Origin of the sequence: Leisingera aquimarina DSM 24565, from assembly GCF_000473165.1 — a bacterium.
GTDB lineage: Bacteria > Pseudomonadota > Alphaproteobacteria > Rhodobacterales > Rhodobacteraceae > Leisingera > Leisingera aquimarina.
In genome coordinates, this window is record NZ_KI421504.1 from 307594 (window position 1) to 332013 (window position 24420).

The following is a 24420-nucleotide window of genomic DNA, read 5'->3' on the forward strand; positions in this document are numbered from 1 at the left end:
CTTTTGGTTCAACGGCTTCCTAGCCTTTACGCCCAAGTGAATCACCGTCTTTCCGGCAATATTGCATACGTATGCAAAAAAGTCTTGCCAGATTTGATGCCGCAGGAATACAGTTTTGCAAACGTATGCAATTGTTGATTCTCCTGGGGAGGGAGCAGCGGTATGGCCGAGATTCAGCTTCGCAATGTAGGCAAGCGCTGGGGCAGCTTCGTGGGGGTTGAAAACTTTGACCTAACCATTGCTGACAAGGAATTTCTGGTGCTGCTAGGCCCTTCAGGCTGCGGCAAGACCACCACCATGCGGATGATCGCAGGGCTGGAGGATGTCACTGATGGCGAGATCCGGATCGGTGGCGAAGTAGTCAACGATCTCGACCCCAAGGACCGCGATGTCGCGATGGTGTTCCAGTCCTACGCGCTTTACCCGAACATGAACGTCTACGAGAACATCCGCTTCCCGCTGAAAGTGCGCGGCATTGATCCCGCCACCCATGACGACCGGGTCATGCAGGCCGCCGACCGGGTAGAACTGCGCGACTTCCTGCATCGCAAACCGGCCGAGCTGTCGGGCGGCCAGCGGCAGCGTGTGGCCCTGGCCCGTGCCATCGTGCGCAAGCCCAAGGTCTTTCTGATGGACGAGCCGCTCAGCAACCTTGATGCCAAGCTGCGGGTCTCCACCCGTGCCCAGATCAAGAATCTCAGCCATGACCTGCAGGCCACCACCATCTACGTGACTCATGACCAGATCGAGGCGATGACGCTCGCCGACCGGGTTGTGGTGATGAAGAAGGGCGTGGTCCAGCAGGTCGGCGCTCCGACCGAAATCTATGACCGGCCCGCCAACACCTTTGTTGCCAGCTTCATTGGCTCTCCGGCAATGAACCTGATGGAGGGAGAAGTCACAGGCGGCGTCTTCTGGGCGCAGAATGTGGAAATCGCCGGGGTTGCAGCACCGGACGGCCCTCTGACGCTTGGCTTCCGCGCCGAAGACGCGGGGCTCGCAACCGGCGGTCACGGCCAGATCAACGCCCCGATCTACACGCTGGAACTGCTGGGTGATGCCACCATGATCTCGGTCCGCGTCGGCGGCGCTTTGGTCTCGGTCAAGGCGGACAAAAGCTTCCGGGCCGAGATCGGAGACATGGTTTCGCTCTCGGTGCCCAAGGAAATCTGCCACCTCTTCCAGGCCGGAAGCGGTGCGCGGCTGGAGAACTGAACCAGCATAACGCCGTCCTGCATGCAGGGAAGGTTCACCGGGCCAAACCCTTCATATGCGGCCCGAAACAGGGAGGAAACTATGTCGATCAAAAGCAAATTCATTCTAAGCGCTGCGGCTGTGTTCATGGGAAGCACCGCCTACGCTGGCTGCGGCCTCAGCGGCGGCAACGTCAGCATTCTTGGTAATGAATTCGCCGCCATTCAGGCGGTTGCCGAAGGCGCCAAGCAATGCGCTGGCGGCGGCGTGACCGTGGAAAGCAACCTGAACAAGGACTACCGCGAGCTGCAGGTAGCTGCGCTGACCGCCAATCCGGCACAGTACACAACGGTCACCACCACCAACGCAGCCATTGTGCCGCTGCTGAACAGCGACCTGATCCGCCCGTTGGATGACCTGATTGCCAAACACGGCCAGCACCTCAGCAAAAACCAGATGATCACCGTTGACGGCAAGGTCATGGCAGTTGCCTTCATGGCCAACGCCCAGCACCTGTTCATCCGCGAAGACATCCTGAAAGCAGCCGGTGTCGAGGCTCCCAAAACCTATGAGGAAGTGATTGCAGCTGGCAAGGCAATCCAAGAAGCAGGCTTGATGCAATACCCCTTTGCTACAACCAGCCAAACCGGCTGGAATTTGGCTCAGGAGTTTGTGAACATGTACCTCGGCCACGGCGGCAGTTTCTTCAAGCCAGGCACCGCCGAGCCAAATGTCAACAACGAGACCGGTGTTGCAGCGCTGAACACTCTTAAAGAGCTGGTGTCGCTGTCCAACCCCGACTACCTGACCTTTGATTCCAATGCGGTCCAGTCCTCCTGGGAAGCGGGTGATGTGGCGATGGCTCATCTGTGGGGGTCGCGCGGCACCGGCATTCTGGACGACGAGGGGTCCACTGCGGAAATCGTCAGCAACACCGCTCTGATCTCCTCGCCGACCGTCGGTGGCGGCAGCACCCCGGCGTCGACTCTGTGGTGGGACGGATTTGTAATTGCCAGCAACGCCAGCGACGAAGATGCCGAGGCGAGCTTTGTCGCGATGGTGAACGGCATCAGCCCGGAAGTCGTGAAGGCCAATAACGACGCCGCCGTCTGGCTGGCCGAAGGCTATGAGCCCTCGCCGGCCTCCGCAGGGGTTGCTGCCACGGCGACCGGCGGCACCAAGCCCTATCCGATGATCCCTTTCATGGGCCTGATGCACACCGCGCTGGGGTCTGAACTGACCGAGTTCCTGCAAGGTTCGGAATCCGCAGAACAGGCTCTGGCCGATGTCGAGGCCTCCTATGTCGCCGCGGCCAAAGAAAAAGGCTTCCTGAACTAAGGAACCCGCCAATGCAGGCAGAGCCCACCATCACGGCTCTGCCCCATCCACCCGTCTAGGGGACGATCCGAGATGCGCCATAAAACCTTCTTCTGGTTCATTCTGCCCAGCCTGGCAGCGATGATCCTCTTCATCGCGCTGCCGCTGGCATCAGTTGTGATCCAGTCGCTGCACATCGAACATGAGCAGGTGATCGTGACCACTGAGAACTGCGGCCCATTCGGCTGCACCGAGGAAAGCTCTGTCGACACCGAGGCTACTGCCGCATTGCGCGCCGAACAGCCGCTGGGCCGCTTTGCGGGCCTCACCACCTATTTCGACCGCGGCCACCTGGCCACCGCCGAGGTTGCCGAGGCTTGGCGCAGCCGGGACAGCCTGGGCGGGTTCTTCTCGGAACTCTATAACCTGCCGTTTTACAAGGCGCTGGCCTTCACGCTGACCTACACCTTCCTGGTGACGCCGCTGGTGATCCTGCTGGGGCTGATGATTGCCCTTGGCGTTAACCGGCTGACCCCGGTGCTGAAGGGGCCAACCATCTTTGTGTCATTGCTGCCGATGATCATCACGCCGCTGATCGGCTCGCTGATCCTGTTTTGGATGATCGACGCGCAAGGGGTGATCGGCAAAAACTTGCAGTGGCTGTTCGACGACCCGGATCTGTCGCTGAAGGCTTCGCCGGTGCTGACCTGGATCACTCTGATGGTTTATGGCGTCTGGAGCTCCGCGCCTTTTGCCTTCGTGGTCTTTTATGCCGGCCTTCAAACAGTGAACTCGGACTCGCTCGAGGCGGCGATGATCGACGGCGCCACCCGCTGGCAGCGCATCCGTTACGTGGTGATCCCGCATCTGTCACCGCTGGTAGTATTTATCTCGCTGATTCAGCTGATGGATAACTTCCGGGTGTTCGAACCGATTGTCGGCTTCTCTGCCCAGGCCAATGCGACCTCGCTGTCCTACATCATCTTTGCCGACATGCGCAGCGACATCACCCGCTTCAACTCCGCCGCAGCCACCTCAGTTCTGACCGTGATCGGCGTGGCGATCCTGCTGTCCCCGGTTCTTGTCCGCACCTGGCGGGATTTCAAAGGAAAGGCTGCCTGATGTCCAGCATTGCAAACCGCTCCTCCCGCTCTGTCATCATTTTCTCGTCCGCTTTTGTCCTTCTGTGGGTGGTGATCGCCTCCTTCCCGTTCATCTGGACCCTCTGGGGCTCGTTCAAGGTGCAGGCCGACTTCTTTTCCAAGGCCGACTGGCGCAACGCCCTGTGGGGCACCCGCACAATGATCGAGGCCGGCGGCACCTTCACCGGAGCCGGTTATGAAGGCGCCTGGATCCAGGAAGAATTCTGGCGCGCCGCGATCAATACAATGATCGTCGTCGTCTTCACTGTAATCATTTCACTGACCTTCGGCACGCTGGGCGGCTATGCACTGGCGCGCTCGGGCCACAACTATGCCTTCTGGCTCTTGATGATCGCTCTGGTGTTCCGTGCCATGCCGCATATCACGCTGGTCTCCGGCTACCTCCTGCCATTCTTCGAGTGGAACCTCTGGGGGCATCTGCCGACCTCGATCATCGTGCTGGTGGCGATCAACCAACCCTTCACGCTGTGGATGCTGCACTCCTTCTTTTTGAACATCCCAAAGGATCTGGACGAAAGCGCCAAGGTCGACGGCTGCACCCAGTTTCAAGCCTTCCGCCATGTGATCATCCCGGTGATGTGGCCCGGCGTGATAACCACCGGCCTGTTTTCCTTCCTGCTGGCCTACAACGATTTTGCCGTCACCTCGATGCTGCTGAGCGAAGACAACCGTACTATGGTTCCCGCCATCGCCGCTTTCCTCGGTTCGACCCTGGAAGAAGGCAACGTGATGTTTGCTGTCGCTGCTGTGGTCTCGGCCACCGCCCCGCTGTTCGTGCTGGTGATGTTCTTCCAGCGCCAGATCGTCAGCGGCCTGACCGCAGGCGCGGTGAAAGGGTGATGAGTGCTTCCGCCCGCAATAACGCGGTCGGGCGCCATCCGGCGCTCAATCGTATGCCCCGAGACTTTCTTCATGCCCTCTCAGTTTCTGCAAACCGCCGAAAACTGACACGCAACTTTTAAGGACAAGACACATGAAAGGCTCCCGCCCCGAACAGGCCGTGCTGACCAAAGACACGGACATGAGTAAGACCGAAGACACCCGCCGCGTCATCGAAGGCATGGTCGACGGCCTGAACGACCACCGCATCAACGACATCGGCGAGTTCTTTTCCGAAGGCTTCCGTTGGCTCGGCAACCAGGGCTGTGGCACCAAGACCGGTCTGAAGGAATTCCAGGACAACTGGCAGCGCCCGTTCCAGGCGGCCTTCTCCGACAAGGTCTGCATCGACGAAGCCCGCCTCTATATGGGTGAATGGGCCGCTGCCTTCGGCCGCCAGGAAGCCACCCACTCGGGCAGTTTCCTGGGTATTGAGCCCACCGGCAAGCGAGTCGAGATCCGCTACATGGACTTCTGGAAGGTTGTCGACGGAAAGATCGTCGACAACTGGGTCAACGTGGATTTTGCCCATGTCGCGGCCCAGCTGGGTGTCGATGTGTTCAACGGCGAAGGCTGGGAAGCCTATGATCGCGGTGAAAAGACTGCCCCCCGCCCGGACAAGTGATCCAATGCCGGGTGGCGCCTCATGCCGCCCGGCCCTCCAGCCTGAGGATACCCCATGACCATCGAATACCTGAAACGCGGCAAACCCGAAGCCGACCGGGCCGAGGACGACGCAAAGACCCGCACCGTGGTGGAAGCCACGCTGAAGGACATCGAAACCCGCGGCGACGCGGCTGTGCGCGAGCTTAGCGAGAAGTTCGACAACTACTCCCCCGCCTCCTTCCGTCTCAGCCAGCAGGAGATCGACGCTCTGATCGCCCAGCTGAGCGCGCGCGAGCTGGCAGACATCAAATTCGCCCAGGAGCAGGTACGCAATTTTGCCCAGGCGCAGCGCGACTCGATGCTGGACATCGAGGTCGAAACCCTGCCCGGCGTCATTCTGGGCCACAAGAACATCCCGGTTCAATCCGTGGGCTGCTATGTGCCCGGCGGCAAGTTCCCGATGGTCGCCTCCGCCCATATGTCGGTGGCCACTGCGTCCGTTGCAGGCGTGCCCCGCATCATCGCCTGCACCCCGCCGTTCAACGGCAAACCGAACCCCGCAGTGATTGCCGCCATGCATCTGGGAGGCGCGCATGAGATCTATGTGATGGGCGGCATCCAGGCGATTGGCGCTATGGCGATCGGCACTGAAACCATCGACCCTGTCCATATGCTGGTTGGCCCCGGTAACGCCTTTGTGGCCGAGGCAAAGCGCCAGCTGTTCGGCCGCGTGGGCATAGATCTTTTTGCAGGCCCGACCGAGACTATGGTCATCGCCGATGAAACCACGGCTGACGCCGAGATTTGCGCCACCGATCTCTTGGGCCAGGCCGAACACGGTTATAACTCACCTTGCGTCCTGCTGACCAACTCCCGCAAGCTGGCGGAAGAAACTCTGTCCGAGGTGGACCGGCTGCTGGACGTGCTGCCGACGGCCGGAACAGCCAAAGTGTCCTGGGAGGAATACGGCGAGGTCATCGTCTGCGACACCTATGATGAGATGTTGCAGGTCGCGGATGACATTGCCTCTGAGCATGTGCAGGTGATGACGGACCGAGACGACTGGTTCCTGGAAAACATGACCTGCTACGGCGCGCTGTTCCTCGGCGCGCGCACCAATGTGTCCAACGGGGACAAGGTGATCGGCACCAATCACACGCTGCCGACCAAGAAGGCGGGCCGCTATACCGGCGGGCTGTGGGTCGGCAAATACCTGAAAACCCACAGCTATCAGAAGGTTCTGACAGATGAGGCAGCGACCCTGATCGGTGAATACGGCTCGCGGCTGTGCATGCTGGAGGGGTTTGTCGGCCATGCCGAGCAATGCAACGTCCGGGTGCGCCGCTATGGCGGCATCAACGTGCCTTACGGAGAGGCGGCACCTTACCGCGAGGCCGGCGAATAGACGCAAAGCGGGCTTTGGGGGCCCTGCCCCCAGGCCTGCGGCCTTCCCCTGGGAGTATTTGAGACCAGAAAGAAGCTGGATGCAGTCAGAGATGGAAACGGACGTACATAGCGGCAACAAAGCGCGGCTGGCGCCGCTGCGGGCTACAATGCGCGACTTTGAGGCAGCACCCGTGCGTGCGGCCTTGGAAGCTGTTGTAACGCCGGATGCTGCCGTCCATCTCAACCATCCGTTTGGCGATTTGCTTGGTCCCGGACCGTTGTTTGACAACGCCTATGCGCCGCTGCTGGCAGCCTGGCCGGATCTGGAGCGGCGCGACTGTATCGTTATGGCGGGCCGCGACGAGCACGGGTTCGACTGGGTTGGCTGCTGCGGCTTTTACACAGGGACTTTTCTGGCACCCTGGCTGGATATTCCGCCAACCGTTCACCAAGCGGCGATGCGGTTTCATGAGTTCTTCCGCTTTGAAAACGGCAAAGTGGCTGAGATGCAGGCGCTCTGGGATATTCCGGAGGTGATGATGCAGGCCGGCGCCTGGCCGATGGCCCCTTCGCTGGGGCGCGAGTGGCAGGTACCGGGCCCCGCCACCCAGGACGGGGTGCGGACCGGCCCATATGATGCAGGGCAAAGCACCGCCAGCTGCAACCTGGTTCTGGAGATGCTGGAGCATCTGCAGCGCTACCCCAGCCAGGGCGGGCCAGACGTGATGCAGATGGAGCGTTTCTGGCATCCGCGGATGAACTGGTACGGGCCTGCGGGCATCGGCACTGCCCGGGGCATTGCAGGGTTTCGCAACTGGCATCAGATCCCGTTTCTGAATGCGATGCCGGACCGGGGGCGGCACTCCCGCGGTCTTACTTTTCATTTCTTTGTCGACGGCCCTTATGCTGCGGTCACCGGCTGGCCCAGCATGCGCCAGACCGTCACCGCCGATGGCTGGCTGGGCATTGCGCCTGCAGGCAAACAGATCGAACTGCGTTTGCTGGATTTCTGGCGGCTGGAGAATGGGCTGATCCGCGAGAACTGGGTGCTGGTGGATCTTCTGGATGTCTACCGCCAGCTGGGCGTTGACGTCCTGGCCCGGCTGCGCGAGTTCACAAGGCCCGCAACATGGGTCCAATAGCAATCCCGGATGGAATGACCTGATGCCAGAGCTGCCCCGCACTCCTTCTTTTGATCTGACCGAAAAATCCGCACTGGTCACTGGTGCCTCCTCAGGCATCGGCCAGGCTTGTGCCGCCGCATTGGCGCAGGCCGGCGCGCATGTCGTCTGTGCCGCACGGGGTGCGGAGCGGTTGCAGGAAACTGTTGATGCGCTGCAATCCGAAGGCGGTTCGGCGGAAGCGCTGGTGCTGGATCAAGCCGATCTCGCTACCTTGCGGCCAGCGCTGGAAACCCGCACCTTTGACGTGGTGGTAAACTCGGCAGGCCTGGCGCGTCATGGCCCTGCCGCGGAAACGCAGCCTGGGGATTTCGACGCTGTGATGGGCGTGAATCTCCGCTCGGCCTATTTCCTGTCGGCCTGGGCGGCACAGGCGATGATGGCCGCAGGAAAACGCGGCTCTATAATCCATATCTCCAGCCAGATGGGCCATGTCGGCGGCATCGACCGGGCGGTCTACTGCGCCTCCAAACACGGCCTGGAAGGCATGGTGAAATCTATGGCCATCGAGTGGGGGAAATCAGGAGTACGGATCAACACCGTCTGCCCAACGTTCATCAGGACACCGCTCACCGAACAGACTTTTGCCAATCCCGAGCGCGTCGCCTGGATAATGGAAAAAATCAAGCTGGACCGCATCGGTGAAGTAGAGGACATCATGGGCGCGGTACTCTATCTGGCCTCGCCGGCTTCTGGCATGGTCACCGGCACCTCGATGCTGATCGACGGCGGGTGGACGGCGGACTGATGGCAGAGAAAATCACCTCACTTCAGGTCGCGGAACGCGCGGGTGTCAGCCAATCGGCAGTCTCGCGCGTGTTCACCCCCGGCGCTTCGGTCAGCAAAAAGACTGCCGACAAAGTAAAGAAAGCCGCCGCCGAGCTGGGCTACCGCCCCAATGTGCTGGCCCGCGCCATGGTGTCGGGGCGCTCACGCATCATCGGGCTGGTGGTGGCCTATCTGGAGAACCAGTTCTACCCCGAAGCCATCGAAAAACTGTCGAACGCGCTGCAGGAACACGGCTATCACGTGCTGGTATTTCTCGCCTCGCAAACTTCCGGCAATGTCGAGGACGTGATGGAGGAAATCCTGGACTACCAGGTCGATGGCATTGTCACCGCATCGGTCGCCATGTCCTCGGATATCGCCGAACGCTGCCAGGCTGCGGGCGTGCCGATGGTGCTGTTCAACCGATCGCAGGATATCGAGGGCATCACCTCCGTCACCTCCGACAATTATGCCGGCGGGCGCAAGGCTGCGGAATTTCTGCTGGCAGGCGGCCACCAGCGGATCGGCTATATCGCCGGCTGGGAGGGGGCCTCGACCCAGCGTGACCGCGAGGCCGGATTTCTGGCGGCCCTCCATGATGCGGGCGCGGATCTGTATTGCCGCGAAGATGGCCAGTTTCACACCGAGACCGCCCGCGAAGCCGCCCGCAAGATGTTTTCCCGGCCTGCCCTGGAACGCCCCGATGCTGTCTTTGTAGCCAATGACCATATGGCGCTAGCAGTCATGGATGTGATCCGCTTTGAGCTTGGCCTTTTGGTGCCCGGCGATGTTTCTGTCATCGGCTATGATGATGTGCCGCCCGCCGGCTGGCCTGCCTACAACCTCACTACAGTGCGCCAGCGCGCCAATCTGATGGTCGATGAGACTGTCGCCGCGCTGATGGAGCATATCAACACGCCTGAAACCGCCAACGCCAGACGGGTCGCCATCGACGGGCCGCTGATTGTGCGCGGCTCGGCACGGATACCCGAAGGATGGACCTCATGAAGGGTTTTGACCCGAAATTCCGCGACTTCCCGGACTACATCATCGGGATCACTCATGAAATCTGGGAAAGCCGCGGTTTTGCCACCTTGCATGACTATTACGCACCCGAGATCGTGGTGCGCATGCCCGGATCGGTCTCCACCGGCAACCGGGGTGTGATCGCGGCCACTATGGCTACCCTAGCGGAGTTCCCCGATCGTACCCTCTTGGGAGAGGACGTGATCTGGTCCGGCAGCCCGGAAGAGGGCATGCTGTCCAGCCACCGAATTCTTTCGACTGCAACCCATCTGGGCGACGGTGCCTTTGGCAAGGCCACCGGCAAGCCGCTGGTTTACCGCATCCTGGCAGACTGCCACGCGCGCAACAATGCCATCGACGACGAATGGCTGATCCGCGACAATGGCGCCGTGGTGCGCCAGATGGGCTGGGACCCGGTGGAGTTCTCCCGCGACCAGATTGGCCGCGAAGGCGGTCCCGAAGCTTGCGTCAAACCGCTCTCACCAACCAATGATCTGGAAGGTCCCTACAAGGGACGCGGCAATGAAAATGAATGGGGCCAGCGCCACGCCGACTTGCTGAACCGGATCATGAATGCCGACATGACCGCCATCAAATCCGAATACAACCGCGCCGTGCAGTCTGAGTACCCCGGCGGTGCCACCGGCCACAGCTTTGACCCGGTGGAACGGTTCTGGATGGGACTGCGCGCTTCGCTACCCTCGGCCAAGTTCACAATTCACCACCAGATCGGACGTGACGATCCCAACATGCCGCCGCGATCTGCCATCCGCTGGAGCCTGCACGGCAAACATGACGGCTGGGGCAGTCTCGGTGCGCCCTCGGGGGCTGAGCTTTACGTGCTAGGCATTTCCCATGCAGAATGGGGCGAGCTGATCGGCGGTGACATCAAGCTGCGCCGGGAATGGACATTGTTTGACGAGACCGCGTTGCAAAAGCAGATCCTGCTGCACACGGGCGCGCTCTAAGTGATCGCGTTCGGCGCAAATCAACTGGATAACCGGCAATCCACTTGCCGCTATCACCGGCACCGTGCCTCGCTGCGCGCGCGTCGGCTGAACCTGCGGCCGCCGGGTTGATGGGGGCATTCTCCTCCCTCACTCATCATCCCGGCATAAAAGGAAACCCTTTATGAGCACCATTCAATCCCGCATCGTCCGCTACGGCGAGCTGAAACCCTGCAAAACCGCCTTTATCGACGCCCACACCCCGGGCTCGGACCAGAAAGAAAACTTCACCATCATCGGCGGCGGCGTTTCGGAATCCCCGGATCAGCACGTCCACATTACCGACAAGATCGGCTTCAACATCGGCGCGGCGGGCCAGCCGCCGAAATGCCGCAACAGCCTGCACAGCCACACCACTGCCGAGGTTTTTTTCGTGGCCAAGGGCCGCTGGCGCTTCTTCTGGGGCCGCTACGGCACTGCGGGTGAGTTCATCGCCGAGGAAGGCGATATCTTCAACATCCCCACTGGCATCTTCCGAGGCTTTGAAAACGTCGGCCAGGACTACGGCATGATCATGTCGATCCTGGGCGGCGACGATGCCGGCGGTGGCGTCACCTGGGCGCCGCAGGTGATCGAGGACGCTCAGGCCCACGGCTTGATGCTGGGCAATAACGGGGTGCTGTATGACAGTAAAAAGGGCCAGGAACTGCCGCACAACGTGCAGCCGATGCCGGTGCTTTCCGAGGACGAACTGAAAGCTTACCCAGAGGTGCCGGTCGAGAACGTGGTGGGCAAATATGTCGCCCGCTACTGGGACCTGATGGCTTTGTCGGCGGAAAAGCCTGCCAAGGTCATCGGTGAAGATGCATTGATCAAGGACAAGCCAGGATTCGAGGTCGATTTCCTGGCCCGCGGCTCTGCCGTGGCGGACCAGGTTAAGGCGGAAAAGCCCGTGGTACTGATGCCCGCCAGCGGCCATTGGCGGATCACCATCAACGAGGTTGAGTCCACTCTGTCCAACGGCGACACCGCGCTGGTCCTGCCCGGTGAAAGCTACAGCACCGAACCGTCGATGACCGGAAACGCAGGCCTCTACCGCATCACCGCAACCGACGATCCCGCCGGCGCAACCTGGCAAGGCTGACCGCTGTTTCCTCCTGTGCGGCGCCGTCCGCTGCACAGGGGAATACAGGGGGTGTACGGATGCCACCCCGTGAAATCAGGGAGATTGGAAAATGGTCAAGACAACCCATGTTGGGTCACTGCCCAGGACACAAGAGGTCGTGGATTACATATTTGCCCGCGAACGGGAAGAGCCGTTTGACCAGTCTGAATTCGGCGCCTGCATGGCCGCCGCCGTTTCTGATACGGTCCGCAAGCAGATTGCGGCTGGCGTAGATATTGTCAGCGACGGCGAAACCTCCAAGATCTCCTATGCCACCTACGTCAAGGATCGCTACACCGGCTTTTCCGGCGACAGCCCGCGCAATGCGCCAGCTGATCTAAAGATGTTCCCGGGTTTCCTGCAGCGGCTGGCGGAGGGCGGCGGCACACCGCAATACGCCCGCCCGATGTGTACTGGCGAGGTGCGTTCCCAAGGCCAGACTGAGCTGGAAAAGGACATCGCCAACCTCAAGGCTGCGATGGTGGAACACGGCGCCGAATGCGGCTTCATGAATGCCGCGTCGCCTGGTGTTATTTCTCTGTTTTTGCAGAATGATTACTACCCCACGCGCGAGGCGTACCTGGCCGCGCTGGCCGATGCGATGAAGGCAGAATATGAAACCATCGTGGCTGCAGGGCTGGATTTGCAGCTCGACTGCCCTGACCTGGCGCTGTCGCGGCACATGCTGTTCAATGATCTCAGCGACGCCGAATTCGTCAAAGTCGCAGGCATGCACGTGGAGGCCCTGAACCATGCGCTGCAGAACGTGCCACAAGAGCGCGTCCGAGTACATATCTGCTGGGGCAACTACGAAGGCCCGCATTGCTGCGACATTCCGATGGATAAGGTCTTCACTACCTTGATGAACACCAAGTCGCGCTATGTGCTGTTTGAAACCTCCAACCCGCGCCATGCCCATGAATGGACAGTGTTCCGCGACCGCAAGGCGGAAATTCCGGAGGATAAGGTGCTAGTTCCCGGTGTTGTGGACACCACCACCAATTTTGTTGAACATCCTGAGCTGGTCGCGCAGCGCATTGAAAGATTTACGGAAATCGTGGGCAATGACCGGGTGATCGCGGGCTCTGACTGCGGTTTTGGCACCTTTGCAGGCTTTGGCGCGGTGGATCCGGATATCGCCTATGCCAAGCTCGCGGCCCTTTCCGAAGGGGCGCGGATGGTCAAATGACACCGCTCGTCCTGATCCCCGGCATGATGTGCGACGCGCGGCTGTTCACCCCGCAAGTCGCAGCCTTGTCCGGCCAGCGCTACCTGCATCTGGTCTCGCTGGCCCGCCACAGCAGCATTGAAGCCATGGCGCAGGCCATTCTGGAGACCGCGCCGCCGCGCTTTGCCCTGGCCGGTCTGTCAATGGGCGGCATCGTGGCAATGGAAGTCCTGCGCCTGGCACCCCAGAGGGTCGACCGGATCGCGTTGCTGGACACCAATCCGCTGGCCGAGCGGGAAGAGATCAAACAGCGCCGCTTGCCGCAAATGCAGGCGGTGCGCAATGGCCGTCTGGCAGAGGTCATGCGTGACGAAATGAAGCCGAACTACCTGGCCCCCGGCCCCCAGCGGAAAGACGTGCTGGATCTCTGCATGGCGATGGCACTGGGGCTGGGGCCGCATGTGTTTCTGTCCCAGTCCCGCGCCCTGATGGACAGGCCGGAGCAAACTGGAACCTTGGCCCAAGCCCGTCTGCCTGCGCTGGTGCTCTGCGGCCGCCAGGATGTACTGTGCCCGCTGGAACGGCATGAGCTGATGGCCGGGCTCATTCCAGGCGCTCGCCTAGAAGTGATTGAAAACGCGGGACATCTGCCCACACTGGAACAACCTGAAGAAACCACAGCGGCGCTTGCCCGCTGGCTGGAGGCCTAATGGACAACTCTCTTCTGGACCTGCTGAAATCGGTCGACACCCCCACCGTCTGCAACGCAATCGAAGTTGCCCAGGGCAAGCGCGGGTTTGCAAATTTCACCCGTGGCACCATGCTATGCTCTGCGCCAGAAGAAGGCGCAATCGTGGGCTACGCCCGCACCGCCAAAATAGCGGCCGTCAATCCACCCGCTGAACCGCCAGAGATAATCCGAGAGCGGCGCATGGCCTACTACAAGCACATGTCCGAGGGTCCGCGCCCGGGCGTGGCGGTGGTGGAAGACCTCGACTACCCGGACTGCATCGGCGCCTACTGGGGAGAGATCAACACCACGGTCCACAAAGGGTTCGGTCTTTCCGGAGCGCTGACCAACGGCGTCATGCGCGATCTGGGAGACCTGCCGCATGGGTTCCCGGTCGTTGCCGGTTCGATCGGTCCCAGCCACGGTTTCGTTCATGTGCGTGAAATAGGTACTCCAGTCACTGTCTTCGGGATGGAAGTGCAGGACGGGAGCCTGATTCACGCCGACCGCCATGGCGCGCTCGTCATTCCGGCGGACGTCGTGCCGCTATTGGGACGTGCCATCCAGAAGCTCTTGGAGACGGAAAAACTGATCCTGGAACCAGCGCGCCGCGAAGGTTTCGGCTTTGCCAGTTTCGAGAAAGCCTGGGCAGCTTTCGAAAAGGCACGAACCTAAAATTGGGGCGGCAAGTGCGCCCCAGCGCCGCTGACTAGTGAGTTGCCTGTATAGGTCAAGCAGTAGCTTCAGGAATAGTGCTTTAGTGTACGGCGGCCTGTCTTCTATCCGAATGTTGTGGAACTTGCCGAGTAGCTGGCGAAGGTCCGGTTTTTCAGACAGCCGAGCATATGCACGCAGGTGCAGAGAATGGCTGCTTCCCGCCCGCAGTAGTCGCTGCGAAGAACAAATTTAGCTGCGGTTAAGTCCAGCACCCACACAGGAGCCGTTCGACGCTCGCGTCGTCAAGTTTGCACAGGCCTTGATAGCAGATGTCACTCTCGTCTCAGAGACTGATACACGAATCAGTCTAGCGGGCGGTAATAAAAACTGCACATTTGGCTTCTCTCGGTGAAGTTATAACAGTAGGTGAAAGATAATAGAGACCCCGATGGCTACGCGGGAGAAAGTGCGTCCCCAGTGCGTCCCCAATACAATATGCAGCTCTTGCAACATCATCAAGTTTTGGAAAAACTTCAAACATTTCAATGATTTGAAGTGGTGCCCGGGGGCTGTTCTAAATCTGGTCTAGATCCGTGTGCAATCCGGTTCAGTTCCCGTTACAGGCACCGCCGTGGCCATCTGCATCAGCAAAATAAGGGCTATCAGCCCCATGCGGTTGCGGTCAACAGGCACGATTTGGTCTACGGGATGTACTACGGCCCAGAGAAGCCTTCTACAGACCGGACCGTGGCCTCCGTGCTGTTGACTGGCCTACAAGGTCTTCAGAAGCTGCAGACTGCCTTGGGCCGCATGTGGGACTCACAGAGAGCCGCAATGCTGGCAGAGGGTCCCCCCCTATCTGGGAGCCGCTAAAAGCGCTGTATGACTCACACCTGGACGCTCTGCGGACATTCTGCTTGCCGCCTAAGCAGGGGGGGGGGCGAGTGCCACCCCATCCCGTAGGGATAGCGTATACAGCCCCGCCCCGAGATTGGGTTGTGGAGGTCGTCAACCTGCAGCAGGCACTGGCATCCCCAAATGCCCGGATGAGGCCTCTGGCCAACCTTGACGGCTTCCCGTGCTGCAGCGGGTGGAGAGTGCATGTTCCTGCAGCCCCGACTAGGCCTCAAAAGCCAATGCACAGGGTCGCCATGCCACGGGCAGGGAGAAGGCCAGATTCCCCGCTGGTTGGCTGGCCTGGATGTCCAGGAGGCAGGGCCACGGGAAAGGGCTGCACTCCTGCAGGGTCCCACGGCACTGGATCCGACGGCGGGAGTTGATGCTGCTAAGTCATCTTAGTATGGGGAAGGGCGGCCCCCAGGGCCGCACCTGACCCTCACATATGAGGTCAGTAACTGCTCCAGCCGAGGTTACAGCCGTGGTCACAAACGCCCAGACCCAAGAGAATGCACGGGAACGCCGCTACCGGCGCTTCTTCCAGGTCGTTGATGGCCTGGTTGAGGAGATTCAAGGCCATCAGTGGGAGGCAACCGGTAAGGCAAAGCGCCGAGTGCGGGGAGAGCAGCTTCTCAAGCTGCGGGCTTCCGTGGAAACCTTGATCCGTGACAGCGTGGCCGTGGTCTACCAGCGCAAGCGGAAGGGTGAAGCCAGACAGTACTTCAGGTTTGAATCTCGTTGGCCATCCGCATCGCTCGATTAAAGAAGTGCCGTGTGGCTTGGTCTCGGGCAACCTTATCCGTCATCACCGCACTCCGCATTTCGTTGTCCTGCTGGAACATCCGCACCATCCCTTGGAAGAAGGCACGCTCGAACGCTCCATAGACGACATCAGCGGGGTTGTTTCGCATCATGTCCGTCATCTCGTCATCCATGATGTCCCGATTGACCCGCTCGAACCGGAGAAAGTCCTCCCTTGAAAAATTGGTCCCATGCCGCTCGTTGAAAGAGTCGATTATCTCAGACAGTGACCGCTCTTCCTCTTCCGTGTACTGGTTCACTCCGAACTCGGTGATGGCCGTCAGCTTGATGGCATCCCCAGGTTGGAGGGATGCAGATCCCTCTTCCCCTTTCTGCACCCGAAATGCGGAGAGCTGCAGCATGTCCTCCGTGATCGAAATGTCTGCGGGGACTTCGCGTGACGGCAGCAGGCGTGATAGCCACGAGACATAGGCAAACAGCTTTTCGAGCCAAGGGTCGCCCAAGGCTATGATCTGGGCTACGAACGAGTAGAAGCGCGTGTAGCTGCGAAGAAGCTGCCGGAATTCCTCCTGCTGCGCCTCGTCATCATCCATCTCGAAACGGCCCACGGCTTCCTTGACTAGGCCTTCGAGGCGGATCCGGTCCTGGCCGCTGAGATTGCCCTTGAAGAAGGCTTCGGCAAAACGCTCAACATCCTCGCGAATGATGTACGGCGAAGAAGAAATCCGGCATTCAAGATCGTAGATCTGATTGAGGTCAGTCCGTTCCTCCAGTTCCGTGGCCTCGAAGAAGGGGGCAAAGGCGTCACGGATCTCCTCCATCGTGTTCTGGAAATCGAGGACGAAAGTTCGCTCCTTTCCTGAGTAGGTCCGGTTCAGCCGGGCAAGGGTTTGCACCGCTTGCAGCCCTGCCAGCTTGCGGTCGACATACATCGCTACCAGTTTCGGCTGGTCAAACCCGGTCTGGTATTTCTCAGCAACGACCAGCACCTGATATTCGTCCGTGTCGAACCGCTGCGGCAATTCCGTCTCCGGGAAGCCATTTGCTGCGGCCTCGGTCCAGTCGTTGTCGTCTATGCGCAGGTCGCCCGAGAATGCCACCAGGGCCTTCAGGTCGGAGTATCCGTTCTTGTCGATGTAGGCTTTGATCTGCTGCCAGTACCGGAAGGCGTGTTCACGGCTTTGCGTGACCACCATGGCCTTCGCTTGGCCGTCGAGTTCCTTCCACACATGCCGCCGGAAGTGTTCGACGATGATCTCCACCTTCTGGGCTATGGTAGTCGCATGAAGGGAAGCATACCTCGCGACCGCCCGCTGTGCGTTTCTGCCCTTGAAGGCAGGATCATCTTCGATGGCCTTCTCTAGCTGGTAGTAGGCCGAATAGGTCATGTAGTTCTGGAGGACGTCCAAGATGAACCCTTCCTCGATAGCCTGACGCATCGAGTAGAGGTGGAACGGGTGCGGGTGACCGTCTTCGCCCATGCGGCCAAATCGCTCCAGCGTCACGTTCCGGGGTGTCGCCGTGAAGGCTAGGAAAGAGATGTTCTTCTGCGGGCCTCGCGCGGCTTGATGGGCAAGGATCATGTCCTCGATATCTTCGGACGAAGTCTTCTCCCGTGTCAGCGCATCACTCATGGCCTGCGCGGCCTTACCCGACTGCGAGGAATGCGCCTCATCGATGATTACCGCGAAATTCTTGGAGGACTGGCCTGAAATGGCTGCCAGATGTTCGGTCCCGAACTTCTGAATCGTGGTGATGATAATCCGCTTGCCTTGCTCGATGGCCTGTTTCAGATCACGGGAGGTGCCATCGATCTTCTTCACCACGCCTTTGGTCTGGGCAAACCCGCTGATCGTGTTCTGGAGCTGGCGGTCCAGCACCAGACGGTCAGTGACAATGATCGCCGTATCGAACAAGGGCTGGTCGGCCTCGTCGTGCAGGTTGATGATCTGATGAGCGGTCCAGGCAATTGTGTTGGACTTGCCGGAACCTGCGCTGTGCTGGATCAGGTAGTTCTGCCCAGCGCCATTCACCCGTGCATCGGTCAGAACACGTCGTACAGCGTCCAACTGCTGGAACCGGGGGAAGATCAGCACCTCCTTGCCGCCAGACCGCTCCAGGTGAATGAACCGCCCAATGAGGTCCAGCAGCACCTCGCGGGAGAAGACAGCCTTTGCCCCCGGCAGATCCTTGTAGAGGTAGGCAACCCGGTTTTCCCCCGGCACATCCGCGTTGCCGGCCCCGCCGTTCCGGCCCCGGTTGAAGGGGAGGAAGCGTGTCTTGCCGTTCATGAGGCGGGTGGTCATCGATACGTTGTCCGGGTCCACGGCGAAATGAACGATAGCCCCGCGTTTGAACGTCAGAAGCGGCTCACCGGCGGGAGAGCGGTCCTTGCGGTACTGGGCTTCGGCGTGTTTGAAGGTCTGCCCGGTCAGCGGGTTCTTCACCTCCATCGTGGTCACGGGGATGCCGTTCACGAAGGTCACGATGTCGATGGCATTGGCGTTCTTCGCGGAGTACCGCACCTGCCGCATCACCGACAGGATGTTGGCCTCGTAAAGCCGGGTCAGTTCGGGGTTTAGGTTCGAGGCAGGTTTGAAGTAGCAGAGCTGGAAGCGGATGTTCGGAACCAGCTTGATCCCCTGGCGCAGCACCTGGTGGGTGGGTTGCTCCTTCAGGGCCTTTTCCAGCCGTTTCAGAACCTCGGCTTCGGCCTGGGTGCTGTAGTGATCCTCCAGCGTTTGCCACGCTTCGGGCTGGGTGTCGCGCAGGAAGCGGAACAGCAACTCGCGGTCCAGCGCGTAACCCGCGTCGTAGTCGGTGGCCGGATCGCGTTCGAGGTAGCCCAGTTCCGAGGTCAGGCAGCCTACGATATGGGCCTCGAAGACCTTTTCCTGATGGACGACTTCCGTTCCAAATGTACTTTGCGCCAATTTACCACCGTCCTGTTTCTACAAATGGGCGATAATTTTCTCTGCATACGACAGCAGAGCTTTTCGATCTTCGACCGTTATGCTCTCGAGCGGTTCCCAGCTTTCGACAACCTGTTCAATGAACGCAATTTCACTGCCTGAAAGTACAGGGTGACGAAACGCTGCAGATTGAAGTTCGTGCAGAAAATCGATCAAGACTTCGTTCGAGTTAATAATGCGTTCAGGATGCTCGATCCAAAACTTTAGAGAGATATCCGCTTTGCCTGCGGCAAGACGAAGTTTTCGAAGAAGTAGCGTGAAATCATTATTTTCTGCAATCTCTTCTCGTTCTTTATCGATCTCTGCCTGAAGTTCCTTGGGTGTCTTGCGTGTCACGCCTCCATCTCCTCCTGAATTTCGTCCAGCCGCCGGTCCATGATGCCGGATCCACCTCGGGTCTGCACATCGATCTGCCCCGTAACAGCGGCGGTGATCAGCGCGGAGCGGTATTCCTTGAGGCGATTGATAGATGCGTTTGTCTTCTGGGACAGCGCCTCCAAGGGCGAAACAAACTTATGAACTTTCTGAACGATGCTTTTCTGTTCCGCCAGTGGCGGCAAAGGGATTTTCACATTCAGAACGTCATCGTTTGACAAATTCGCTTGTTTCGTTCCTGACGGAAGAGCATAGAGCTGATCCAAATAAAAATTTGTCCTTAGCGCCAAAAGCAAGAAAGTGTTGGCTACGAGATGGTTTGATCTTATGCGAGCAACACGTTGGTTCAGCAGTAATGGCTTCTCCGGACCTACCAGCACCGAGAAGCCGTAGTCTCTCTTTCCAAGAGTGCCTGTGAGCGACATAAGGATGTCACCTTCTAGAATTTCGAACTCACTGTAATCACTCAAATATCTCTCCGGCAAAAAAACTGCCTGCCGGTCCAACTGAAGACTGTTTTCGTATAGATTTCCTATCCGTATCAGTTGAACACCCGTGTCAGTGAAATCATCCGAACTGAACGCGTATCCGCCGCGGATAGTAGCGACACGTTTCACAGGGGTCAGCGTCCATTCATCACGCTTGAGGCGTTTATCTGCTTGCACTTCAGCATGGGGGGCCGAACCGGGACCAGTTTTTCCTATGACAAGCATCTCGATGGTTGCAGAGACCTTTTCTGAAAGCACATGCAAAAACCGCTGCTTTTTCTCGATCAGCAGATCAATTCTTGCGGTCTCGCGGTCCAGAAAGTCGGCAATCTGGCGTTGGGTCGCGAGGTCGGGGAGAGGAAATGCTGCGTTCAGAAAGGTCTCAGTGCGGACTACTTTTCTCAGGCCCGTATAGAACGGTCTCAATCCCTTTCGCTCATCAATCGAAAGATAGAAGTAAGTCACAAATCGAGGATCGACGAGTTCCGTGCATCTGACAACCGTGTAGGCACCCGTGACCATACCATCCAAGTCAGACAGACCGACTGTGCGGGGCGTCTCGTCTATATCGAAGAGACAGAAGACAATGTCGCCCTTCTTGACCTCTTGATAAGTGTCGAAACTTTCTGGGAACTTGCCTTTACCGCTGTCGAGATCGCGGGGAATGATCCCCTTCAGTGTCAAAGACAGCAGGGCATATTCTGAGGACCGCGTTCCAACTTTCTTGGAAACGACACGGAATGCGTTCTTTGCACGTCCAAGTTTCCAAGCTGGCGAGACTTGTCCAAACCACGCTGCACGCAGGTCGGCATTCTGCGAACTAGTGGTCACTCAACCACCTCCTGCAACAGGCCCGCGATCTCGGCTTCCAGCGCCTTCAGCTCGGCGTCGATCTCCGCCAGCGGGCGGGGCGGCACGTATTTGTAGAAGTAGCGGTTGAAGTTGATCTCATAGCCGACACGGCCAACACCGCCGTCCTGCACGTCGGTATAGCTTTCGTCCACCCAAGCATCGGGGACGAAGGGCAGAACCTCGCGCTGCACGTAGTCCCGCCAGTCCTCCTCCAGCGGCACCAGCTCGTGATCGCGCAGATCGGTATCGGGTTCCGGCTTGCCATCCTTGCCAGTGCAGACCATGGCATCCTCGTCCCGTTCAGCCAGGGCCGACAGGATGGCCTTCTTCGCCGGGGCGGCGACCTTCAGACCCGCAGCCTTCAGCGCCGCAGTTAGGGCTTTGTCGAAGTCCGCCCGGTCCAGCCAGCGTTTACCCGCAGGGAGGCCATCCCGCAGCGTGGTCACAACCGCCTCCTGCTCGGCGGCATCCAGCTTGGCAAAGGGCTTTGCCTCCTGCAGTGTTTGCAGGGCGTCTTCGGTTATCTCGAAGGCCAGTTTCAGAGGGCGTTCGACTCGGATCTCCCGGTAGCCGAAATCGGTGGTCTTGAAGATCTTGGAGTATTCGCCCCAGCCAGCCTCGCCATTCAGCATCCTGGCATAGATGCGGGTGATCTCGTCACAGGCTTCCGCCGGGATTTCCCGGCGTTTGGAGCCGAGCGACTTGCGCATCGACTTCCAGAAGCGGTCGCTGCTGGCATCGATCAGCTGCACCTTGCTCTGGCGGTCCCGTGTCTTGCGGTTGGTCAGCAGCCACACGTAGGTCTGAATGCCGGTGTTGTAGAAGAGATCCGTCGGCAGGGCGATGATCGCCTCGACCCAGTCGTTTTCCAGCATCCAGCGGCGGATCTCGCTTTCACCCGAGCCTGCGCCGCCGGTGAACAGGGGCGAGCCGTTCATGACGATGCCGATACGGGTTCCCTGTTCGTCATCGCGCATCTTCGAGATCATGTGCTGCAGGAACAGCAACTGCCCGTCCGAGACGCGTGGCAGACCGGCCCCGAAGCGGCCCTCCATGCCCAATTCCTGTGCTTCGGCGACGATGTCGTCCTTGTACTTTTTCCAGTCCACGCCGTAGGGCGGGTTGGACAGCATGTAGTGGAAACCCCGGCCTTTGTGGGCGTCCTGAGTCAGCGTGTTCCCGAATGCGATGTTCTCGGGGTTGTGGCCGGTGACCAGCATGTCCGATTTGCAGATGGCGAAGGATTCCGGGTTCAGCTCCTGCCCGAACAGCTCCACCCGGATCCGCTCGTTCAGGGCCTTCATCTCCATTTCGGCAATGGACAGCATACCGCCGGTACCCGCCGCCGGGTCATAGACTTGCCGGATCACGCCACTGCCGGTTAAGGCGTCGTGGTCGTTGATAAGGAGAAGCGACACGATGAGGCGGATCACCTCACGTGGGGTATAGTGTTCCCCTGCAGTCTCATTCGAGATTTCCGAGAAACGGCGGATCAGTTCCTCGAACAGGTACCCCATCTCGAGGTTCGAGATCGCCTCAGGGTGGAGGTCGATCTGAGAGAACTGCTCGAACACAGTGAACAGCAGGCCCGCGTCGTTCAGCCGCTTGAGCTGGTCCGTGAACAGGAACTTCTCAAGGAAGATATCGCGGACGTTCGGGGAGAACTTGGTGACGTAGTCCAGGAGGTTGCTGTGGATGTCTTTGGCATCCTGCCCCTTCAGTGTGGTGAAGGAGAACCGGGACAGGTTGTAGACCTGAAGATTTTGGCCGGCAGTCCCAAACAGGATCGTATCGCGGGCCTCATCGTCAATGTCTTCGGGCAGGCTGTCGGCCAAGTCGAGGACGGCATTCTTGGTTCCTTCGAGAATGCAGTCCAGGCGGCGCAGGACAACGAAAGGCAGGATAACCTTGCCGTACTCCGACTGCTTGAAATCGCCGCGCAGTGTCTCAGCGATGGCCCAGACGAATGCACTCAGAGATTTGATGTCCGTTCTGCTCATATTCTCACTTTCTCGATTGAATAGCCCTTGGTTCGACTGCACGGCAATCAATGACGAGAGCGAGTAAGGCTACCTTCAGCATTGGCTGAACCGCTGTTTGGCAATCTGCTTCCAAGATTGGTTTTCCACTCCCTTTGAGCATATGGGTGACCGCCTGCGCAACCATAGAGGCAAGCAGTCACGTCTTGGCTCTGGCACTGTAAAAGAGCCTTCCCCGAAAGCTGGGAGATAGACGCCCAGATCAAGAAGTACCCAGAGACGCACTCGAGTAGAACGCATCCAGCCTCTTTTCGTGACCAGCACGGGAGGCGAGGATCTCACCAATATCCTGCGACACCTCGAGGCCGAAGCCCTCGGGGTCCTGCATTCGCTGCTCTTTAAGCTCGGCAAAAACCCGGCTGAGATCCGGCTCGACGAGCTTGAGCTTGGTCTCGACGCCACATACTTCCCGCAGTGCCTTTCGCATGCTGTCTTCCAGCAGGTCGCTATGCCCCTCGTGGACGAGAAAGCTGTCATGGATCGGCAGGATGGCGATGCCACGGTCGATGAAGTCGAGCATCACCCGTTCGGCTACATCGCTGTCCGCTCGCTGCAGGCGCTTACCGGCACCGGTATAGAAGTGATGGGCGATGGGTTTATGCGCTGCCAGCACGGCATCTGAAAGCTCCCGCCACTTCATGGAAAACTTGCCCGGCTCTACCCCCTTTGGGGCCTGCCGCAGCTCTTTCTCGGCATTCAGCATTGCGTTGAAGGCGGCTTTGACCGTGCTGCGCAATTCATTACCGCCCCGTGCCTCAACATCGGCGGCGAAGATACCACGGTAGCAGTCTACAGACGGCACAACACCTTCCTGGGCATATAGAAGCGCGGGGTGCAGGTTGGAGTAGTCGATCTCCACCATGCGCTTGCCGTTGACGATCAGGTGGCGGCGGTAAGCCTTCGGCACATTCTGCCACCAGCCCCCGTAAAACCGGCCTCCGGTCGTCAGGTCCCTGTCATTGAAGACACGGTGGAGAGTTCGCCGGTCCAGCGCCAGAGGCTTCGCCCCGTCCGGGTCCTCTGCCAGCCGAGCCTGCAAATCCGCCAGTTCGGCATCAGGGATATGCAGGTCATACCAGCGGGTAGCCAGCACCCGGTTGATCCGGGAAAGGTTATCCGCCATCTGCTGCACCTCTGCGGTCACGGGAGCAGCGAACAACTCGTCCGGGCCATCCGCACTCTTGATCCGCACCTTAATGGGGGCATGACCCCGCTCAGGAGGCACGATCACGGGGAACACTTCCTGCTCTCTGGCTGTGAACTTGATGATGAGATGGTCAGTGGCCCTGAACCGGGTGAGGCGGCTACGGTTAGACCCGTCCTTCCTGCCCTGGCGGTCGTGGACGCCTCGTTGGGTTTGCTCCAAGTATCCCAGCTCCAGCATTCCCTGATAGGCCCGCTCGACATGGATGCTGTAGGTCAAATCCGCGGGTGAGGCCTCACCGCCATACCAGTTCCTGTTCAGGTGAACAGAGGCTTCACCCTTCCGCTTGCGCTGGTAGACCACGGCCACGCTGTCACGGATCAAGGTTTCCACGGAAGCCCGCAGCTTGAGAAGCTGCTCTCCCCGCACTCGGCGCTTTGCCTTACCGGTTGCCTCCCACTGATGGCCTTGAATCTCCTCAACCAGGCCATCAACGACCTGGAAGAAGCGCCGGTAGCGGCGTTCCCGTGCATTCTCTTGGGTCTGGGCGTTTGTGACCACGGCTGTAACCTCGGCTGGAGCAGTTACTGACCTCATATGTGAGGGTCAGGTGCGGCCCTGGGGGCCGCCCTTCCCCATACTAAGATGACTTAGCAGCATCAACTCCCGCCGTCGGATCCAGTGCCGTGGGACCCTGCAGGAGT

At 59.5% G+C, this 24420-nt stretch carries 20 protein-coding genes; 15 read left to right on the forward strand and 5 right to left on the reverse strand.

Annotated features, from left to right (window positions below):
* Positions 1-162: 162 nt before the first annotated feature.
* The 15 genes from AQUI_RS27280 to AQUI_RS0105460 all read left to right on the forward strand — a co-directional run bounded on the left by AQUI_RS27280 (position 163) and on the right by AQUI_RS0105460 (position 15847).
* A complete protein-coding gene (locus AQUI_RS27280; protein WP_035919813.1) occupies positions 163-1215 on the forward strand; it encodes an ABC transporter ATP-binding protein in 1053 nt (350 codons plus the stop codon).
* Between the two features lie 81 nt (positions 1216-1296).
* Positions 1297-2532, forward strand: coding sequence for an ABC transporter substrate-binding protein (locus AQUI_RS0105395; protein WP_027256585.1), 1236 nt, complete (start codon positions 1297-1299; stop codon positions 2530-2532).
* Between the two features lie 72 nt (positions 2533-2604).
* Positions 2605-3633 (forward strand): carbohydrate ABC transporter permease, encoded by a 1029-nt coding sequence (locus AQUI_RS0105400; protein ID WP_027256586.1) that lies wholly within the window; start codon positions 2605-2607, stop codon positions 3631-3633.
* Positions 3633-4514, forward strand: a complete 882-nt coding sequence (locus AQUI_RS0105405; protein WP_027256587.1) for a carbohydrate ABC transporter permease — start codon at positions 3633-3635, stop codon at positions 4512-4514. The genes AQUI_RS0105400 and AQUI_RS0105405 overlap by 1 nt, the downstream gene beginning before the upstream one ends.
* A gap of 133 nt (positions 4515-4647) precedes the next feature.
* Positions 4648-5178 carry an ester cyclase gene (locus AQUI_RS0105410; protein ID WP_027256588.1) on the forward strand — a complete coding sequence of 177 codons (531 nt, stop codon included), beginning with the start codon at positions 4648-4650 and terminating at the stop codon, positions 5176-5178.
* A 54-nt stretch (positions 5179-5232) separates the two neighbouring features.
* Positions 5233-6564 carry a histidinol dehydrogenase gene (gene hisD, locus AQUI_RS0105415; protein ID WP_027256589.1) on the forward strand — a complete coding sequence of 444 codons (1332 nt, stop codon included), beginning with the start codon at positions 5233-5235 and terminating at the stop codon, positions 6562-6564.
* 91 nt (positions 6565-6655) lie between these two features.
* Positions 6656-7687 carry an ester cyclase gene (locus AQUI_RS27285; protein ID WP_035920231.1) on the forward strand — a complete coding sequence of 344 codons (1032 nt, stop codon included), beginning with the start codon at positions 6656-6658 and terminating at the stop codon, positions 7685-7687.
* 22 nt (positions 7688-7709) lie between these two features.
* Positions 7710-8474, forward strand: a complete 765-nt coding sequence (locus AQUI_RS0105425) for an SDR family NAD(P)-dependent oxidoreductase (protein ID WP_027256590.1) — start codon at positions 7710-7712, stop codon at positions 8472-8474.
* Positions 8474-9502 carry a LacI family DNA-binding transcriptional regulator gene (locus AQUI_RS0105430; protein ID WP_425411810.1) on the forward strand — a complete coding sequence of 343 codons (1029 nt, stop codon included), beginning with the start codon at positions 8474-8476 and terminating at the stop codon, positions 9500-9502. Before AQUI_RS0105425 ends, AQUI_RS0105430 begins: the two co-directional genes overlap by 1 nt.
* Positions 9499-10488, forward strand: coding sequence for a nuclear transport factor 2 family protein (locus tag AQUI_RS0105435; RefSeq protein WP_027256592.1), 990 nt, complete (start codon positions 9499-9501; stop codon positions 10486-10488). Before AQUI_RS0105430 ends, AQUI_RS0105435 begins: the two co-directional genes overlap by 4 nt.
* A gap of 163 nt (positions 10489-10651) precedes the next feature.
* Positions 10652-11611: a cupin domain-containing protein gene (locus tag AQUI_RS0105440; protein ID WP_027256593.1), complete on the forward strand. Its 960-nt coding sequence runs from the start codon at positions 10652-10654 to the stop codon at positions 11609-11611.
* Positions 11612-11702: 91 nt separating this feature from the next.
* The gene (locus tag AQUI_RS0105445) at positions 11703-12821 is read left to right on the forward strand and encodes a cobalamin-independent methionine synthase II family protein (RefSeq protein ID WP_027256594.1); all 1119 of its coding nucleotides are present in this window, start codon (positions 11703-11705) and stop codon (positions 12819-12821) included.
* Positions 12818-13510, forward strand: a complete 693-nt coding sequence (locus tag AQUI_RS0105450) for an alpha/beta fold hydrolase (protein ID WP_027256595.1) — start codon at positions 12818-12820, stop codon at positions 13508-13510. The genes AQUI_RS0105445 and AQUI_RS0105450 overlap by 4 nt, the downstream gene beginning before the upstream one ends.
* Positions 13510-14205 (forward strand): RraA family protein, encoded by a 696-nt coding sequence (locus AQUI_RS0105455; RefSeq protein ID WP_027256596.1) that lies wholly within the window; start codon positions 13510-13512, stop codon positions 14203-14205. The genes AQUI_RS0105450 and AQUI_RS0105455 overlap by 1 nt, the downstream gene beginning before the upstream one ends.
* Before the next feature lie 1360 nt (positions 14206-15565).
* A complete protein-coding gene (locus AQUI_RS0105460) occupies positions 15566-15847 on the forward strand; it encodes a hypothetical protein (protein WP_156916781.1) in 282 nt (93 codons plus the stop codon).
* Here the strand turns inward: AQUI_RS0105460 and AQUI_RS0105465 are convergent.
* The 5 genes from AQUI_RS0105465 to AQUI_RS27295 all read right to left on the reverse strand — a co-directional run bounded on the left by AQUI_RS0105465 (position 15807) and on the right by AQUI_RS27295 (position 24277).
* Entirely contained in the window at positions 15807-18779 is a 2973-nt protein-coding gene (locus AQUI_RS0105465) for a type I restriction endonuclease subunit R (protein WP_027256598.1), read from the reverse strand. The two genes, AQUI_RS0105460 and AQUI_RS0105465, sit on opposite strands and share 41 nt — an antisense overlap.
* An 18-nt stretch (positions 18780-18797) precedes the next feature.
* The gene (locus tag AQUI_RS0105470; protein WP_027256599.1) at positions 18798-19154 is read right to left on the reverse strand and encodes a hypothetical protein; all 357 of its coding nucleotides are present in this window, start codon (positions 19152-19154) and stop codon (positions 18798-18800) included.
* On the reverse strand, positions 19151-20512 hold the full coding sequence (locus tag AQUI_RS29155) for a restriction endonuclease subunit S (RefSeq protein ID WP_156916782.1): 1362 nt from the start codon (positions 20510-20512) through the stop codon (positions 19151-19153). The genes AQUI_RS0105470 and AQUI_RS29155 overlap by 4 nt, the downstream gene beginning before the upstream one ends.
* Positions 20509-22533, reverse strand: a complete 2025-nt coding sequence (locus tag AQUI_RS0105480) for a type I restriction-modification system subunit M (protein ID WP_027256600.1) — start codon at positions 22531-22533, stop codon at positions 20509-20511. The genes AQUI_RS29155 and AQUI_RS0105480 overlap by 4 nt, the downstream gene beginning before the upstream one ends.
* Positions 22534-22774: 241 nt before the next feature.
* The gene (locus AQUI_RS27295) at positions 22775-24277 is read right to left on the reverse strand and encodes a hypothetical protein (protein ID WP_156916783.1); all 1503 of its coding nucleotides are present in this window, start codon (positions 24275-24277) and stop codon (positions 22775-22777) included.
* Between the last annotated feature and the right edge of the window lie 143 nt (positions 24278-24420).